At 66.2% G+C, this 17149-nt stretch carries 17 protein-coding genes; 13 read left to right on the top strand and 4 right to left on the bottom strand.

Annotated elements, in window-relative coordinates:
• Positions 1–4: 4 nt before the first annotated feature.
• Positions 5–853, bottom strand: a complete 849-nt coding sequence (locus tag OOZ63_RS23695) for a biotin--[acetyl-CoA-carboxylase] ligase (RefSeq protein ID WP_266008111.1) — start codon at positions 851–853, stop codon at positions 5–7.
• Between the two features lie 11 nt (positions 854–864).
• Positions 865–1407 carry an SET domain-containing protein gene (locus OOZ63_RS23690; protein ID WP_266008110.1) on the bottom strand — a complete coding sequence of 181 codons (543 nt, stop codon included), beginning with the start codon at positions 1405–1407 and terminating at the stop codon, positions 865–867.
• Between the two features lie 114 nt (positions 1408–1521).
• Here OOZ63_RS23690 and OOZ63_RS23685 point away from each other — a divergent pair, with 114 nt between their 5' ends.
• Positions 1522–4119, top strand: coding sequence for a DNA topoisomerase III (locus tag OOZ63_RS23685; protein WP_266008109.1), 2598 nt, complete (start codon positions 1522–1524; stop codon positions 4117–4119).
• On the opposite strand, the gene OOZ63_RS23680 is transcribed toward OOZ63_RS23685, so the two are convergent.
• Positions 4116–5030, bottom strand: coding sequence for a LysR substrate-binding domain-containing protein (locus OOZ63_RS23680; RefSeq protein WP_266008108.1), 915 nt, complete (start codon positions 5028–5030; stop codon positions 4116–4118). The two genes, OOZ63_RS23685 and OOZ63_RS23680, sit on opposite strands and share 4 nt — an antisense overlap.
• Positions 5031–5125: 95 nt before the next feature.
• On the opposite strand from OOZ63_RS23680, the gene OOZ63_RS23675 reads away from it, so the two are divergent.
• From OOZ63_RS23675 to OOZ63_RS23630, 10 genes are all read left to right on the top strand, one after another.
• Positions 5126–5743, top strand: a complete 618-nt coding sequence (locus OOZ63_RS23675; protein WP_266008107.1) for a glutathione S-transferase family protein — start codon at positions 5126–5128, stop codon at positions 5741–5743.
• Positions 5743–6726, top strand: coding sequence for a pyridoxamine 5'-phosphate oxidase family protein (locus OOZ63_RS23670; protein WP_266008106.1), 984 nt, complete (start codon positions 5743–5745; stop codon positions 6724–6726). The genes OOZ63_RS23675 and OOZ63_RS23670 overlap by 1 nt, the downstream gene beginning before the upstream one ends.
• A gap of 103 nt (positions 6727–6829) precedes the next feature.
• Complete coding sequence (locus OOZ63_RS23665; RefSeq protein ID WP_266008105.1) at positions 6830–7747, top strand: dihydrodipicolinate synthase family protein; 918 nt, start codon at positions 6830–6832, stop codon at positions 7745–7747.
• Between the two features lie 19 nt (positions 7748–7766).
• Positions 7767–8384: a TRAP transporter small permease gene (locus tag OOZ63_RS23660; protein WP_266008104.1), complete on the top strand. Its 618-nt coding sequence runs from the start codon at positions 7767–7769 to the stop codon at positions 8382–8384.
• Between the two features lies 1 nt (position 8385).
• Positions 8386–9651 (top strand): TRAP transporter large permease, encoded by a 1266-nt coding sequence (locus OOZ63_RS23655; RefSeq protein WP_266008103.1) that lies wholly within the window; start codon positions 8386–8388, stop codon positions 9649–9651.
• Positions 9652–9669: 18 nt separating this feature from the next.
• Positions 9670–10659 carry a TRAP transporter substrate-binding protein gene (locus OOZ63_RS23650; RefSeq protein ID WP_266008102.1) on the top strand — a complete coding sequence of 330 codons (990 nt, stop codon included), beginning with the start codon at positions 9670–9672 and terminating at the stop codon, positions 10657–10659.
• Between the two features lie 2 nt (positions 10660–10661).
• Complete coding sequence (locus tag OOZ63_RS23645) at positions 10662–12227, top strand: aldehyde dehydrogenase (NADP(+)) (protein WP_266008140.1); 1566 nt, start codon at positions 10662–10664, stop codon at positions 12225–12227.
• A 77-nt stretch (positions 12228–12304) separates the two neighbouring features.
• Entirely contained in the window at positions 12305–14122 is a 1818-nt protein-coding gene (locus OOZ63_RS23640; RefSeq protein ID WP_266008101.1) for an ATP-binding protein, read from the top strand.
• A gap of 110 nt (positions 14123–14232) precedes the next feature.
• Positions 14233–14391: a type II toxin-antitoxin system VapB family antitoxin gene (locus OOZ63_RS23635; protein WP_266008139.1), complete on the top strand. Its 159-nt coding sequence runs from the start codon at positions 14233–14235 to the stop codon at positions 14389–14391.
• A gap of 152 nt (positions 14392–14543) precedes the next feature.
• Entirely contained in the window at positions 14544–14768 is a 225-nt protein-coding gene (locus OOZ63_RS23630) for a hypothetical protein (protein ID WP_266008100.1), read from the top strand.
• Between the two features lie 140 nt (positions 14769–14908).
• Here the strand turns inward: OOZ63_RS23630 and OOZ63_RS23625 are convergent, their stop codons facing one another.
• The gene (locus tag OOZ63_RS23625; protein ID WP_266008099.1) at positions 14909–15124 is read right to left on the bottom strand and encodes a hypothetical protein; all 216 of its coding nucleotides are present in this window, start codon (positions 15122–15124) and stop codon (positions 14909–14911) included.
• Positions 15125–15285: 161 nt separating this feature from the next.
• On the opposite strand from OOZ63_RS23625, the gene OOZ63_RS23620 reads away from it, so the two are divergent.
• Together OOZ63_RS23620 and OOZ63_RS23615 are read left to right on the top strand one after the other, a co-directional pair.
• Complete coding sequence (locus OOZ63_RS23620) at positions 15286–16266, top strand: AEC family transporter (RefSeq protein WP_266008098.1); 981 nt, start codon at positions 15286–15288, stop codon at positions 16264–16266.
• A gap of 13 nt (positions 16267–16279) precedes the next feature.
• Positions 16280–17134, top strand: a complete 855-nt coding sequence (locus tag OOZ63_RS23615) for a GNAT family N-acetyltransferase (protein ID WP_266008097.1) — start codon at positions 16280–16282, stop codon at positions 17132–17134.
• The last annotated feature ends 15 nt before the right edge of the window (positions 17135–17149 follow it).

The following is a 17149-nucleotide window of genomic DNA, read 5'->3' as shown; positions in this document are numbered from 1 at the left end:
GAGCTCAGGAGGCCTCGTCAGTCGCGGCGGCCAGGCGCACGCTGATCTCGCCGCCTGCCACCGTCTGCAGGCCCGAGGCCGTCTGCAACTGCAACTCGCCCTGGGCGTTGACGCCCTGGGCCAGACCTTCCATCGCGCCGGCAGTGACGTGACGGCCTAGCAGCAGATCGCGCCGCGCATAGGCGGATTGCCAGGGAGCGAAGCCGCCGGTCTGGAAGTCCAGCAGGGCCTGGATCAGCGGCCGAGCCACCTGCGCCAGCACCGCTGGCGCATCGAGCTGCGGCTGCAGCTCGGCGAGCGAGGCAAAGCCGGTTTGATACTGGGCGTCGGCGGCCGGCGGCTGGCCGCCGACATTCAGGCCCACGCCTACCACTACCATGCGCTGGCCAGCGGCCGGCACGGTCTCGATCAAGATGCCGCCGAGCTTGCGGCCATCGAGCCAGATGTCGTTGGGCCACTTCAGCTGCAGGCGCGGCGTGGCTTCGGTGGGTGGCTCCAACGCGTCAGCGATCGCGCAGCCCACCGCCAGCGACAGCCCCGACCAGTCGCTCAGCGACATCGGGAGGGCCAGCGAGAAGGTCAGCGAGGCGCCAGGCCCGGCGTGCCAGCTACGGCCCATGCGGCCGCGGCCGTGGGTCTGGTGCTCGGCCACCAGCAGGCAGGGCTGCAGATCGTGGGCGCGACGACCATAGGGGCTGGGCTCGAACGATTGGCGGGCATCGCTGCGCACCCGCTCCAGCAGGGCCGAGTTGGTCGACTCGGCTCGAGCCAGCACCTCGATGCTCATGCCCGGCAGCAGCGGTTCCAGGTCTTGCCAGAGGGCTTCAACCCCCCACTGTTGATGTTCGGCCATGGGCTCTATGTTCAGGTGCTGCTGCGTTGGTTGTGACGCTGGCTGTTACGTTTAGGCGCGAGCATGGTGCCACGACAGTCGGCGCTGCCGCAATAACAGGCGAATTCTTTTTTGAGCTTGGGCGTGTAGCGCTCGTCGATCACGAGGCCGTAGTCGTAGAACAGCTCCTCGCCGGGCAGCAGATCGCGTAGCGCCTTGATGAAGACGCGACCGTTGTCGGTCTCGTCGGCTTCGCAATTGGGCTCGCAGCTGTGGTTGATCCAGCGCGAGCTGTTGCCGCCGTGCAGCGCGTCGATGACCTCTCCGGTCTCGATGTGGAAGTAAAAGGTGTGGTTGGGCTGGCTGGGGTCGTGGGGATGGCGGTCCATCGCCTCGTCCCAGCTGATGCGCTCGCCGGTGTACTCGATCAGGGTCTCTCCCGCCTGGATGTAGTCGATCGCGTAGACGCCACGGCCGTGCACACCGGAGCGGCGCACTTGGATGCGGCGGCCGGCTTTGACCTTGGGCCTGGTCTGATTCTTGGGCGCGGGCTTCTTGGCTGCGGCTTGCGTCATCGTTCGAGTTGGTTACATTGAAATCATGGGCGTGCGCGCGTGTGCGTGTGCGCGAGGCCGGATTGTAGGCAGGCTGCCAGCGATACTCGCGGCGGTCCGCCAAAAGAAAGAACCATGAGCAAGTCACTGATCATTGCCGAGAAGCCGAGTGTTGCGCAGGACATCGTTCGTGCGCTGACGCCCCAGTCGGGCAAGTTCGAGAAGTACGACGAGTACTTCGAGAACGAGCATTACGTTGTCAGCTCGGCGGTCGGCCATCTGGTCGAGATCAAGGCGCCAGAAGAGTTCGACGTCAAGCGCGGCAAATGGAGCTTCAACAACCTGCCGGTGATTCCGCCGCATTTCGATCTGAATCCGATCGACAAGAGTAAGGGCCGCCTCAATGCCCTGGTCAAGCTGATACGCCGCAAGGACGTCACCAGCCTGATCAACGCCTGTGACGCGGGCCGCGAGGGTGAGTTGATCTTCCGCCTGATCATTCAGTACGCCGGCACAGCCAAGGCCGCGATCACCAAGCCCGTGACCCGGCTGTGGCTGCAGTCGATGACGCCCCAGGCCATCCGTGACGGCTTCGACAAGCTGCGCAGCGATGCCCAGATGCTGCCGCTGGCCGATGCCGCGCGTTGCCGCTCCGAGGCCGACTGGCTGGTGGGCATCAACGGCACACGGGCGATGACTGCCTTCAACTCGCGCGATGGCGGTTTCTTCCTGACCACGGTGGGCCGGGTTCAGACGCCGACGCTGTCCATCGTCGTGGAGCGCGAGGAGAAGATCCGCAAGCACGTCTACCGCGACTACTGGGAGGTGCGCGGCACGTTTGACGCCGTCGCCGGCCAGTACGAGGGCAAGTGGTTCGATCCCAAGTTCAAGAAGGGCGAGGACGCCGAAGCGCGCGCCGACCGGCTCTGGAACAAGGCCGATGCCGACGCGATTGCGGCCGCCGTGCAGGGCCAGCCGGCTAGCGTGACGGAAGAGAGCAAGCCCACCACCAGCAGTTGCGGCGGGCTCTACGACCTGACCACCTTGCAGCGCGAGGCCAATTCGCGTTTCGGCTTTTCTGCCAAGACCACCTTGAGCCTCGCTCAGGCGCTGTACGAGAAGCACAAGGTGCTGACCTACCCGCGGACCGACTCGCGCTTCCTGCCCGAGGACTATCTGGCCGTGGCCAAGCAGACCGCCGAGATGATCGCCAGCGAGGACATGCCGGGTCCGCTGCGCGAGCTGGCGGCGCACGCCAAGACCGCGATCAAGAACGGCTATATCAAGCCCACCAAGAAGGTCTTCGACAACGCCAAGGTCTCGGACCACTTCGCCATCATTCCCACCTTGCAGGCGCCGAAGAGCCTGACCGAGATCGAGGCCAAGCTGTATGACCTGGTGGTCAAGCGCTTTCTGGCGGTGTTCTTCCCGCCGGCCGAGTTCCAGGTGACGACGCGGATCTCGACGGTCAAAGCGCAAGGCAAGGAGTTCAACTTCCAGACCAATGGCAAGGTGCTGGTCAAGCCGGGCTGGCTGGCCGTCTATGGCAAGGAAGTCCAGGAGGACGACGCCAACCTGGTGGCCGTGGCCCCTGGCGAGTTGGTCGCGACCGAGAGCGTCGACGTCAAGGCGCTGCAGACCAAGCCGCCGGCTCGCTATACCGAAGCCACCTTGCTGTCGGCGATGGAAGGCGCGGGCAAGCTGATCGACGACGATGAGCTGCGCGAGGCCATGGCCGAGAAGGGCCTGGGCACGCCAGCGACGCGGGCTGCAACCATCGAAGGCCTTCTGACCGAGAAGTACATGCTGCGCGAGGGCCGCGAGCTGATCCCCACGGCCAAGGCCTTCCAGCTGATGACCTTGCTACGCGGCCTGGATGTGCAGGAGCTGACCCGCCCTGAGCTGACCGGCGACTGGGAGTTCAAGCTCTCCGAGATGGAGAAGGGCCGGCTGGAGCGTGATGCCTTCATGGCCGAGATCGCTGCGATGACCGAAAAGGTCGTGCAAAAGGCAAAGTCCTACGACCGCGACACCATCCCCGGCGACTATGCGACCTTGAAGACTCCGTGTCCAAAGTGCGCCGGCATCGTCAAGGAGAACTACCGCCGCTTCACCTGCACCGGCAAGGACGGCGCTTCTGAGGGCTGCGGCTTCTCGATCGGCAAGATCCCGGGCGGCCGCAGCTTCGAGCTGCACGAGGTCGAAAAGTTTCTTGCTGACAAGAAGATCGGCCCGCTGGAGGGCTTTCGCTCCAAGGCCGGCTGGCCCTTCACGGCCGAGCTGGCTCTTGTCTACGACGACGAAGTCGCCAACTGGAAGCTGGAGTTCGACTTTGGCGAAGACGCCAAAAAGGCCGAGGGCGACGGCGAGCCGGTCGATTTTGGCGGCCAGGAATCGCTGGGCCCCTGCCCGAAGTGCCAAGGCCATGTCTATGAGCATGGTAGCAATTACGTCTGCGAGCATGCCGTCGGCGCGGCCGTGACCTGCGATTTCAAGAGCGGCAAGATCATCCTGCAGCAGCCGATCGAGACGGGCCAGATGCGCAAGCTGCTGGCTGAGGGTAAGACTGAGTTGCTGGAGAACTTCGTCTCGAACAAGACCCGCCGTAAGTTCAAGGCCTTCCTTGCTTATGACAAGAAGGAGGGCAAGGTGATGTTCGAGTTCGAGCCGCGCGCCGCCAAGGTGCCAGTGGCCAAGAAGGCCGCCGCAAAGAAAACCACCGCGAAGAGCTAGTCGGGATCCAGCCCCTCGCCGCGCAGTACTGGCTCGGCGGCCAGCCGCTCGCGCGCGAAGTCCACAAAGGCGCGTACCTTGGCCGGCGCGCGCCGTCCGGCAGGGTAGACGATGTGCACCGGTACTGGCGGCAGCTCATGCTCGGCCAACACGATGGACAGCCTCCCGGCGCGCAGGCCACCGGCCGCCTGGTAGGCCAGGCAGCGCGTCAGGCCCTGGCCGGCCTCGGCGGCGGCGATACTGACCTCGTTGTTATTGCTGACCCAGGAGACGCGCGGATGGACCACCTGGCCGTCGCGAAAGCGCCAGGGCTTGGGCGTCAGCGCATCGAAGGAAAAACCGATGGCCTGATGCTGTGCAAGGTCTTGAGGAGTCTGCGGCCGACCCTCGCGGGCCAGATACTCGGGCGAACCCACCACCAGGCGCCGCAGACTGCCCACCGGCAGTGCGGTCAGGCCCGAGTCGGGCAAGTGGGCAATGCGTACCGCGACATCGATGCCTTCGTCGAGCAAATGGACCAGGCGATCGACGAACAGGCTGCGCAACTGCACCCGCGGTTGCGCGCGCAAAAAATCAGCGATCAGCGGCGCCACATGCAGGCGGCCGAACATTTGCGGCGCGGTGATGGCCAGCAGGCCCTGGGCCTCGCCCTGCACGCCGGCCGCTGCGCGCTCGGCCTCGTCCAGCTCGGCCAGGATGCGGCGGCAGTCCTGAAGAAAGCGCTCGCCGGTCTCGGTCAGCCGCACCGAGCGGGTGCTGCGCTGCATCAGCAGTACGCCCAGCCGTCCCTCGAGTGCTGCGATGGCCCGCGTCACTGCCGGCGGCGAGCAGTTCAGGCGGCGCGCGGCGGCGGCAAAACCGGCCGCATCAGCCACGGCGACAAAGGCGCGCAGGCTTTGCAAATGGTCCATTATTTCGAGTTTCGTAATTCTGAAAGCCCAACTATCGGTATTCAAAACGGTATTGGCAATAGATAAGGTCAAGCCTCCTCACAACGGAGTCTTTGATGACCACGATCACCCCAACCCTGCGTCTGTACCGCCTGCCCGTTTCGGGCCATTGCCACCGGGTCGAGCTGATGCTGAGCCTGCTGGGCCTGACCTACGAAGTCGTCCACGTCGACCTGCTGGCCGGCGAGCAGCGCCGGCCCGAGTTCTTGGCGCTGAACCCGCTGGGCCAGGTGCCGGTGCTGGTGGATGGCGATCTGGTACTCAGCGACAGCAACGCCATCCTGCTCTACCTGGTCTTGCGCTTTGCCCCCGACGGCCACTGGCTGCCGCCCGGCCCGGTGGGCGCGGCGCGGCTACAGCGCTGGTTCAGTCTGGCCGCCAGCTGGCTGGACGGCGTCGCCAGCGCGCGCTTCGCGGGCCTGGTCGGTCGGCCGGTCGAGGAGCGCAGCCTGGTGCAGGGCCGCCATCTGTTCGACTTCATGGAGGCCGAGCTGGAGCACCGTGACTGGCTGCTGGAGGGTGCAGAGCCCAGCTTGGCCGATATCTCGCTCTACAGCTACAGCTCGCAAGCGGGGATGGGCGGGCTGGCGCTGGATCCTTATCCGCGCATACGCGCCTGGCTGGCCCGGGTCGAGGCCTTGCCCGGTTTCATTGCGTTGCCGGATCGTCTGTGATGGCCGCCCCCTCATCCGCAGCCGGCGCCTTCCACGCCGGTGAGCAGGCATTGCAAGACCGGGTCGGCCTGCGCGAGCGCCTGGCCGAGATCGCCCCGGTGGTGCTGCGCGACCACATGCCCGACCAGCACCGCGAGCTGTTCGAGAAGCTGCCGACCCTGCTGCTGGGCAGCCTTGATTCGCAGGGCTTGCCCTGGGCCACGATGCTGGCCGGGCAGCCGGGCTTTGTCAGTACGCCGGACGCTCGCGCCATGCGCCTGGCTATTGCACCCGATGCCGACGACCCGGCGCTGGCCGCGCTGGCCCCGGGCGCGCCTGTGGGTGTGCTGGGCCTGGAGCCGCACACGAGGCGGCGCAACCGGATGAACGGCCGCGTGCGCGCCTTCGACAAGCAGCAAGGTCTGGCGGTGGCGGTCGAGCAGAGCTTCGGCAACTGCCCCAAATACATCCAGGCACGCCGGCCCGAGCCGCAGCCGCCGGGCGTTACGGTGCCGCTGCCGGTCTGGTTGGGCCCTGGGCTGGACGCCGCCGCCCGCGCTCTGATCGCGCGAAGCGACACCTTGTTCATCGCCAGCGCTTCCGCGAGCCGGCCCGAGGGCGGGTCCGAGCAGGGGGTCGATGTCTCGCACCGTGGCGGCGAGCCGGGCTTCGTGCGGCTGGCTCACGATGAGACGGGCAGTCTGGTGTTGAGCCTGCCCGACTACCCGGGCAATCAGTTCTTCAACACCCTTGGCAATCTGAGCCTCTTTCCGCAGGCCGGCCTGCTATTTGTCGACTACGAAGGCGGCGGTCTGCTGCAGTTGCAGGCCGAGGCGGAACTGCTGTGGGACGACGAGGCGGCGCGAGCCTGCTGGCCAGGTGCGCAGCGCGTCTTGCGCCTTCGGGTGCACAGAGCCGTCTGGCGCGCGGCGGTGCTGCCCTGGCGCTGGAGCGCCCCCGAGCCTGCGGCGCAGTTCGGGGCGCTGCGCGCGCAGCCAGGCTGAGTTTTGCGGCTGGCTAATGGTTTACGCTGATGTTTTTTAAGAATGCTGTAAATATATTAATAACAACAGCAAGTGAACACGCAGCAACACAGGAGCAGCAGCCATGAGCCATCAACCCCGCTGGACCGGCATCTTCCCGGCCGTCACGACCAAGTTCTTCGCCGATGAACGCATCGACGCCGAGGGCACGGCCCGCCATATCGACTTCCAGATTCGCAACGGCATCCATGGTGTCGTCACCTGCGGCTCGCTGGGTGAGGCCAGCACGTTGAGCCTGGAAGAAAAGCTGGAGGTGGCGCGCATCGCGCTGGACGCTGCCGGCGGCCGGGTGCCGGTGCTGGCCAATGTCTCGGAGACCAGCACCCGCGAGGCGCTGCGCTATATCGAGGGCGCGAACAAGCTCGGCGTGGCCGGCTATATGGTGATGCCCTCGGTCATCTATGTGGCCGACGCCCGCGAGGCGATGCTGAACGTGCGCACAATGGCTGAGGCCGCGCAGAAGCCGGTGATGGTCTACAACAACCCGGTGGCCTACCGCGTCGACCTGAAGCCCGAGCATATGCAGGAGCTGGCGGACTGCAAGTGGGTCGCCGCGATCAAGGAAAGCACCGGCGATATCCGCCGCATCACCGATCTGCGCAATGCGCTGGGCGAGCGCTACCAACTCTTCCTCGGCGTCGACGATCTCGCCTATGAGGGTCTGGCGCTGGGCTGCGACGGCCTGCTGGCCGGTGTCGGCTGCGCCTTCCCGAGAGAGACCGTCGCGCTGTTCGATCTGATGAAGGCCGGGCAGTGGGCCGAGGCGCTGAAGCTGTATCAGTGGATGACGCCGATGCTGCATCTGGACGTCTCCAACAAGCTCGTGCAGAACCTGAAGCTGATCGATGCACTGGTGGGTGTGGGCAGCGAGCATATGCGCCGGCCCCGCCTACCGCTGATCGGCGAGGAGCGCGCCTTCGTCACCGCCGTGGTCGAGAAGGCGCTGGCGACGCGCCCGGCCCAGTACCGCTCGGTGGCCTGATCAGAGCCAGGTCCGTACGATGAACGACGCTGCTGCACCGCGACACCTCTGGGCCCGCCGGGTGCAGCAGGCCTCCGCCGCTGTCCTGAAGCTCGAGCGCCTTGCCCTGATGGGCCTGATGGGCGGGCTAACCCTGTTGATATTGCTGAATGTCGTGACCCGCTACAGCGGCGTGCCGATCTACTGGGTCGACGAGGCGGCGGTATATCTGGTGGTCTGGCTCTGCTTTGTGGGCGCCTCGGCCATGACTAGGCTGCGGCTGGACTTCGCGGTCAGCCTGCTGACCGACCATCTCGGCGAGCGCAACACGCGCTGGCTCAAGGCCTTAGCGACCTTCGGTGTGCTGTGCTTCGGGCTGGCGATGTTGGCGATGTGCTGGCTGTGGATGGACCCGGTGGGCATCGCCCGCTACGGTTTCGATGCCAAGGAATATGCGGCAGAGAGCTTCAACTTCCTCTACACCGAGCGCACCCAGACCCTGAACTGGCCGACCTGGATCGTGCAGTCGATCCTGCCGATCTTCGGCATGAGCTTCAGCCTGCATGCCGCGGCCAATCTGGTCGAGGACCTGGGCCTGCAGCCGCGTGCGACCGTGGCGGGTTTCGACCTCCACAACGCCGAAGAGGCGGTGAATTGAGATGTTGACCGGCGCTTTCTTCCTCTTCGTGATGCTGGTCGGCGTGCCGATTGGCGTATGCCTGTGCCTGGCTGGCATTGTCTATATCTACAGCAATGGCAACACAGTGCTGCTGCAATCCTTCCCCAGCCAGATGTTTGGCGGGGTCGACAGTTACGGCCTGATCGCGATTCCGCTGTTCATCCTGATCGGCGAGATCATGAGCAGCGGCGGCATCACGCGCCGCCTTGTCGAGCTGGCGATGGCCTTTGTAGGCTCGGTGCGCGGCGGCCTGGCCTATGTCAACATTCTTGCCAACATGATGGTCTCGTCCATCATCGGCTCGGCCACGGCCCAGGTCGCCATCATGGCCAAGATCATGGTGCCGGAGATGGAGAAGGCGGGCTATGACAAGACGTTCGCGGCCGGCATCACCGTCTATGGCGGCATGCTGGGTCCCATCATCCCGCCCTCGGTGATGTTCGTGGTCTACAGCGTGCTGGCCCAGGTCGCGGTCGGCGATATGCTGACCGCCGGCATCCTTCCGGGCATCGTGCTGACCTTGCTGTTCTTCGTCGTGATCGCCTGCATGGGCCTGATCTACAAATACCCGCGCAGCGAGCGCAAGACCCTGCGCGAGCGCGCCCGCAGCGCCATCGCGGCCTCGCCGACGCTGCTGATCCCCATCGTGATCGTCGGCTCCATTCTCGGCGGCTTCGCCAATCCGACCGAGGCAGCGGCTGTCGGCGCGGTCGCCGCCGCCCTGATTGGTCGCTATGTGACGCGCGAGTTCCGCTTTGCAATGCTGCCTGCGATCCTCTTGCGCGCGGCGGTCTACTCGGCCATCGTGCTGTTCCTTGTTGCGGCAGCTGCCGTGTTCTCCTGGCTGCTGATCTACGGCAAGGTGCCGCAGGCGGCAGCAGCCTGGATACAGACGGTGGCCAAGGACCCGGTGACCTTTTTGCTGCTGGTCAATGTGATCCTTTTGATCATAGGCACCGTGATCGACGGAATCCCCGGCCTGATCATGACCGTGCCCATCCTCTTGCCCATCGCCACCGAGGTCTATGGCATCGACCCGCGCCATTTCGGCGTGGTCGTCGTCGTCAATCTGGTGCTCGGTCTGATGTCGCCGCCGGTGGGGCTGAGCTTCTTTGTCGCAGCCGCAGTGACCGGTGCCAAGCCAGGAAAGATGTTCATCGTCACCCTGCCGTTCTTCGTGATCTGCTGCGTCGCGCTGGTGCTGCTGTCGCTGTTCCCAAGTCTCTCGCTCGCTCTCCTGAACTAACCCCGAAAGGTCCTCGACATGACTCTGCTGACCCGTCGCCAAATCGTTCAAGCCGGTGCCGCACTGGCTGCCCCCGCCTTCATCGGCCAGGCCCGCGCCCAGGCCAAAGAGTTCCGCCTCGGTCTGATCACACCGGCCGGCCATTCCTGGAACCGGGCTGCACTGGCTTTCGGCGAGAGCATCAAGAAGGAAACCAAGGGTCGCCTGTCCGTCACCGTCTTCCATTCGGGTCAACTGGGCAATGAGTCGGCGATGATGCAGCAACTGCAGACGGGCGCGCTGGACATGGGCTGGATCCAGGCCGCCGAGCTGGGCTCGCGGGTCGCCAGCATCGCCTCGATCAACGCGCCTTATCTTGTCCGCTCGACCACCGACGTCGCCAAGCTGGTGCGCCACGAGGCCGCTCTGAAGCTCTTGGAAGTGCTGCCGCGCGAGACCGGCACCATAGGTCTGGGCTGGGGCATCACCGGCATGCGCGTGGTGTTTTCTACCAAGGAGATCGCCGGCGTCAAGGACATCAAGGGCATGAAGCTGCGCATAAACCCGACGCCGGTCTACCGCGACTTCTACCAGTCGCTCGGCGCTGCGCCGACGCCGATCCCGACCCCGCAAGTCTTCGACGCGATGGCCAACGGCCAGGTCGACGGCCTGGAGGCCGATATCGAGTTCTCGTGGAATCAGCGTTTCGACAAGGTGGCCAAGAGCATGCTGCAGATGAATGCGCTGTTCATGCCCTTCGCGCCGCTGGTTTCGGGCCGCATTTGGCAGGGCATGGATGCCAAGGACAAGGAGTTGATACGCGGACTGGTGCGCCAGTCGCTCGACGCGCAGATCAAGGACATCGTGACCACCGAGCTGGGCCTGATCGAGAAGTTCAAGGCCGTGCCCTTCGCGATCAAGACCGAACCGGGCCTGGATACCCAGGCCCTGATCGGCGAGTTCGACAAGCTCTGGCTACCCAAGGCCCCGCAGATCGCCGAGCTGCGCAAGGTCGGAGCCGCGCTGTGAGCCTGGCGATCAGCGGTGAACAGCTGATAGGCGCCTCAGTGAGGCGCGGCGCCGCCGGCGAGATCCAGGCCTGGAGCCCGATCCGGGGCCAGGTCTTGCCGGAGACCTTTGGTGGCGGCGATGCGGCCGATGTCGAGCGGGCTTGTGCGCTGGCGCGCGGCGCCGCAGATCCCTGGCGCCGCAGCCTGCCGGAGCAGCGCGCACGGCTGCTGGAGACGGTTGCCGAGGGGCTGCTGGCGCTGGGCGACGCGCTGATCGAGCGGGCCCACCTGGAATCGGCCCTGCCCATCGCGCGGCTGCAGGGCGAGCGCGGCCGCACCGTCGGCCAGCTGCGCCTGTTCGCCCAGGCCCTGCGCGACGGCCACTGGTGCGCCGCGACCCTGGACTCGGCCCTGCCCGAGCGAGCGCCACTGCCTCGCGCCGACCTGCGCTCGCACAAGATCGGCGTCGGCCCGGTCGCGGTGTTCGGCGCCAGCAATTTCCCGCTGGCTTTCTCGGTCGCAGGCGGCGACACGGCCGCCGCGCTGGCAGCAGGCTGCCCGGTCATTGCCAAGGCCCATCCAGCCCATCCCGGGACCTCGGAGCTGGTCGGTCGCGTGATCCAGCAGGCCGTGCGCGAGCTGGGTCTGCCCGAGGGCCTGTTCTCGCTTTTGCATGATGCCGGCACCGCGCTGGGCAAGGCCCTGGTCGCGCACCCGGTGATCCAGGCGGTGGGCTTCACTGGCTCGCGGCGCGGCGGGCAGGCCTTGATGGCTGTGGCCCAGGCGCGGCCGCAGCCGATTGCGGTTTATGCCGAGATGAGCGCGATCAACCCGGTCTTCCTGCTGCCGGCGGCGCTGGCGGCGCGAGCCGAGGCCATCGCCCAGGGCTTCGCCGAGTCGCTGACCCAGGGGGTTGGTCAGTTCTGCACCAATCCCGGCCTACTGCTCGCGCTCGACGGCCCGGGTCTGCAGCGATTCCTCGCCGCCGCCGCCCCGCTGCTGTCCGCCAAGCCAGCCGGCACGATGCTGACCCCCAGCATCCGAGCGGCCTTCGAGGCCGGCGCCGCACGGCTGCGCGAGCAGACCGGTGTCGAGACCCTGGTGCAGGGCGCAGCCCAGCTCTGCGTCGCCGATGCCGCGCGCTTCATCGCTAATCCGCTGCTGCATGAAGAAGTGTTCGGCCCCGCCGCGCTGCTGCTGCGCTGCCGCGATGAGGCTGAGTTGCTGGCGGTGGCCGAGGCACTGGAGGGGCAACTCACCGCAACCCTGCAACTGGACCAGGCCGATACGCAGCTCGCACGGGCCTTGCTGCCGGTGCTCGAGCGCAAGGCCGGACGCATCCTTGCCAATGGCTTCCCTACCGGTGTCGAGGTGGCGCCCGCGATGGTGCATGGCGGTCCCTGGCCGGCCAGCAGCAGCGCGGCTCACACATCGGTGGGCACGGCCGCGATCGAGCGCTTTTTGCGCCCCGTCTGCTATCAGGATCTGCCGCCTGAGTTGCTCCCTCCGGCGCTGCAGCCGCACAATCCCTTGGGCCTGTGGCGCTTGCGCGATGGCAAGCCCAGTCCCCCGGAGGGCAAAACATAGGCGACACTTGGCGGCCGCTTAGGCATTAAGGGAGAGGCATGGCCTGGCTGCCAAGAACATTCAGTATTCAGACGCGCTTGATCGCCGGTATTGCGCTGGCCACCACGGTTTTGGTGGTGCTGATCGCCTGGTATTGGACCGCACGCGAGGAGCGTGAGCTGACGGCGGCGTTGGACCGGCGCGCGGAGCGCATGAGCCAGATGGTGGCGCGCGGTTTCGGCGGGCCGATCTGGAATCTGGACACGGTGGCGGTGGCCAATCTGCTTGATGCGGTAATGGCCGATCCCGAAGTGCACGCGATCGAGATCAAGGCGGTGGGGGTCGAGGCCGAGCCGATGCTGCGCCGCCGTGATACGGCCCTGGTCCAGCCGCTGGAGCGCCAGGTCGACATCCTGCATCAGGCTTCGCCACAAAGCCCCTCCAATGCGGTCGGCCGGGCGCGGCTGGTGTTCAACCGCGAGCAGGTACTGGTCAGCGTGGGTCAGACCCGCCAGTTGGTCGGCAGTCTGCTGGCCGCCGTGCTGGCGGCCATCATCGTGACCAGCTACTGGCTGGTGCATCGCCTGGTCAGCTGTCCGGTGATGGCTCTGGGCGGGCTGGCGCGGCGGGTGGCCGGCGGCGATCTGGGCGCCACTTTGCCGGTGCAGCGCGCCGATGAGTTGGGCCAGCTGACGGAGCAGTTCAACCGCATGAGCGTGCAGCTCAAAGCCTCGTCCGAGGGCCTGCGGCGCAGCGAGGAGCGCTATCGCAGCCTATTCGAGAACGCCACCGAAGGCATCTTTCAGGCTGATGGCCGCGGCCGGCTGCTGAGCGTCAACAAGGCGCTTGCCCAGATGCTGGGCTATGCGCGGCCCGAGCAGGCGCTGGCCGGCACTGTCAGCCTGCGTCGGCTGGCCGGTGTCGAGGTGGCCGAGTTCAAGCGGGTAGCGCATGCGCTGCAGCGCCATCGCGTGCTGCAGCAGGTGCCGCTGCTGATCAGCGGGCGCGAGGGGCGCCAGCTCTGGGTCGAGCTGAGCGTGCACATCGTCGCCGACACCGATGGCCTGGGCCCTCGCATCGAGGGCATGCTTAGCGACATTTCGCAGCGCCGCTTGGCTGAGCAGGAGCTGACACGGCACCGTGACCATCTGGAGGAGCTGGTGGCCGAACGCACGCTGGAGCTTAACCAAGCACGGCTGCGCGCCGAGGGCGCCAACCAGAGCAAGAGCCGCTTCCTTGCGACGATGAGCCATGAGTTCCGCACGCCGCTGAACGCCATCCTGGGCTTCGCCCAGCTGCTGCAGATGGACGCCAGCCTGAGTACGCCGCAACAAGGCAAGATCAATCTGATCCGCGATTCCGGTGAGCATCTGCTGAGCCTGATCTCGGACCTGCTGGACATGGCCAGCATCGAAGCCGGCCGGGTGCGGCTGATGCCCACCGTGGTCGATTTGCGCGGCCTGCTGGAAGTGGCCTGCGACAGTCTGCGGCCGCGCGCCGAGGAGAAGCGGCTGCAGTTCCGGCTCGAGATCGACGCCGAGCTGCCGGCGCGGGTGCGCCTGGACGGACAGCGCCTGCGCCAAGTGGTACTGAACCTGCTGTCCAACGCGATCAAGTTCACCGATGCTGGCGAGGTCTCGGTGCGCGCCCGGCTGCTGCAGCAAGGCCCCAGCTCGGCGCGCATGCTGGTCGAGGTGATCGACACCGGCATCGGCATGGACGAGGCGCAGATGGCCCGGCTCTTCAAGCCCTTCGAGCAGGTCTCCGAGATCGACCGCCGCGACGGCGGCACAGGCCTGGGCCTGTCGATCAGCCAGCAACTGATGCGGCTGATGGACAGCGAGATCAGCGTCAGCAGCGCGCCGGGGCAGGGCAGCTGCTTCAGCTTTGAGCTGGAGATGGCGCTGCAGTCCTGAGGCCGTTTTGCGAAGATGTGGTGACTGAATCACAACTGCATCACTTTGTATGATGCGAGCTTCGTATGAGAGCGACCGTGACGATTGACGATGCCCTGTAGGAGGAGGCCCTGGAGTTGGCCGAGCCTGACATGGACAAGGCCGGTCTGTTGCGTGAGGCGGTGAAGACCTTTATCCGGGTGCACGCCGGCAAGCGGCTCGCGGCGCTCGGTGGGGCGGCGCCTGAATTGGACGGCATCCCTCGGCGCCGCGAAAGCGCTCATCGATGACCAGCGTGCTCGTGGATACCTCCGTCTAGGGCCATCACCTCCGGCAGCGCAGTGCGCCCTTGATGGACTTGCTGGCGTGGGATCTTGTGATGACCCATCCCCTATTGCTGGGTTAGCTTGCTTGCGGCACGCCGGCGTCGAGAGCGCGGACCTTGGCTGATTTTGCACGGCTGCAGCCAAGCCGCCAGGCCAGCATGCGCGAGGTGCTGGCGTTGCTGGTGCGAGGGCGCCTGTTTGGCATGGGCTGCAGCCTGGTGGACGTTACTCTCCTGGCGTCGGCTCTGATCACGCCTGGTGTCGAGCTATGTGCGCTGGATATGTGTCTTGGCGACCTGGCCGAGCGATTCGGCCTCAGACATCGGCCAGCGCTGCACTGAAACCTCAAGAGCGCCAGGTGCTGCAACGCCAGCGAAAAAGCGTATGCGAACGTGGCAGATCCATGCAACAGGCGCGTCTCTTTTCTGCGCTTCACAAAGGCCAGTCTCTGCTTGGCTTGATGCCTTCTTTGGTAATCAGTTCATGCGTTCGGTTTCCAGATTCCACATTCCACATAACCCGATCCACCCTTGAGTACGGTGCCATCGTCAAGCGTCACTTCAAGGCTGTAGCTGCCCTCGCCTGCAATGAACAGAGTGAGCGTTGCGCAAGCTCCGTCCACCAGGTGCTTCAGCCCGACCGTGCCCGATTGGCCGGCGATCAGGGTGATGGCAAGTATCTTGACGACAAGTCTCATGGCGGGGACAGGACGGGGAGCGTGGTACTGACCTCAAAAATGTAGCAAGGACTTGGATCTCCCTGATGGGGGGGTAGTGCGCGGTGCCGCGATGCAGCCCTGTTCGCTCTGCACCTTCCACCGCCAACGGCTCCTGGCTCGCGGCGCGATACTCGCAGCCTATGTCCTGGATGGTTTTCTACAAGCTGCTGGCGATCTTCATCACGGTGGCGATAGGCTGGTTCGTCGGCCGCATGCGCTGGCTGGGCGACGCCTCGGCCGGCGGCAGCGGGGGCGACCCGGCCAAGGTCTTGTCGGCGGCGGCCTTCTACCTCTTCGTGCCGGCCCTGCTGTTCCGCACCACGGCCCGGGTCGATTTCGACAGCCTGCCCTGGCTGACACTGGGCGCCTTTTTCGGTCCGCTGATGCTCCTGATCCTGCTGATCTATGGCGTGCAGCGCTGGCGCGGCGCCGGTCGCGAGGAGCCGGCCCTGCCTTGCGTGCAGGCCATCACGGTGGGCTTCGGCAACACCTTGCAGGTGGGCGTGCCGCTGGCGGCCGGCGTCTTCGGCGAGGCCGGCCTGGCCATCCACATCACCGTGGTTAGCCTGCATGCGCTGCTGATACTGACCCTGCTGACCCTGCTGGTCGAGCATGACCTGGCGCGCGCCCGGCCCGGTGCCAGCCTGGGCCGCACGCTGGCGCTGACGGTCAAGAACACTGTGATCCATCCGGTCGTGCTGCCGGTGGTGGCCGGCCTGCTGTTCAATGCCTCCGGTCTCACGCTGCCGGCGGTGCTGGACGAGGTGCTGCAGCTGCTGGGCACGGCCGTCGTGCCGCTGTGCCTGACGCTGATCGGTATGTCGCTGGCCTATTACGGCTGGCCCTCGCGCTGGCGCGGTGCGCTATCGCTGGCGCTGCTGAAGTTGTTCGCGCTGCCGGCCCTGGTGCTGCCGATCGCGCATTGGGGCTTCGGCCTCTCCGGCATGCCGCTGGCGGTGATCGTGATGATGGCGGCCCTGCCCACCGGCTCGAACGCGCTGATCTTCGCCCAGCGCTACCAGACCCGCGAGGCCGAGGGAACCGCCGCTACCGTGCTGTCCACCGTCGCCTTTGTGCTGACCGCGCCGCTGTGGCTGGCCATCGTGACCCTGTTTCCTTGAGCCTGCTGCCAACATGACTCAAGACCCGACCCTTGTCGTCTCGGCCGCCGAACTGGCGCCCGCGCCGCTACACCAGGCCTTTGTCGGGGCCTTTGCCGACTATCTGATCGGACCTTTCCGGACCACGCTGGCGCAATGGCCGGACCTGCTGAGCCGCCAGGGCATCGATCTGGGGCTCAGCCGCGTGTTGCTGTCTGACCGGGACCACCAGATTCTGGCCTTTGCCTTCGTCGCCCCCCGGCCCGAGAGCGCGCGCTGGCGGCTGGCGACCATGGGCGCGCTGCCGGCCGCACGCGGCAGCGGTGCCGCGGCGCACCTGCTCAACGATATGCTGGCGCGCGCCCGCGCAGCCGGCCTGGCCGAAGCCGAGCTGGAGGTGTTTGCGCAGAACGAGCGGGCGCTGCGCCTGTATCGCGGCCGTGGTTTCGAGGCGCTGCATGAGCTGCATGGCTATCAGGCGCTGCCGGGCCGGGTCGCGCCGGCGGCCTGCGAGTTCCGAACGCTCGACCATGGAGCCGCGCTGACCTGGTTGCGCGACGAGGCCCAGGCCCGGCTGCGCGATCTGCCACTACAGGTGACGGCCGCGTCGCTGCAATCGGCCAGCGGACTGAGTGCCTGGCAAAAGGGTTCGGCCCAGCTGATGTTTTCACAACCCGACGCGGCCACGGTGGTGGCCGGCAGCCTGATCGACTGGCACCCCGCCCAGGACGATGCCCGGGCCCTGCTGAAGGCGCTGCGCGCCGAGTTCCCGCAGGCCACGCTGCGCGTGCCCCAACTGCAGCGCTTGGACATTGGGGGGCAGGCCTTGCGCGAGCTGGGCTTCGAGACCCTGCCCATGCATCAGTTGCTGATGCGTGCCAAGCTCTGACACCGGAGATCTGCT

Source organism: Paucibacter sp. PLA-PC-4 (assembly GCF_026241155.1).
Taxonomy (GTDB): Bacteria; Pseudomonadota; Gammaproteobacteria; order Burkholderiales; family Burkholderiaceae_C; genus Roseateles_E.
The sequence above is the reverse complement of the archived record's forward strand: the minus strand, read 5'-3'. Positions and strand labels throughout refer to the sequence as shown.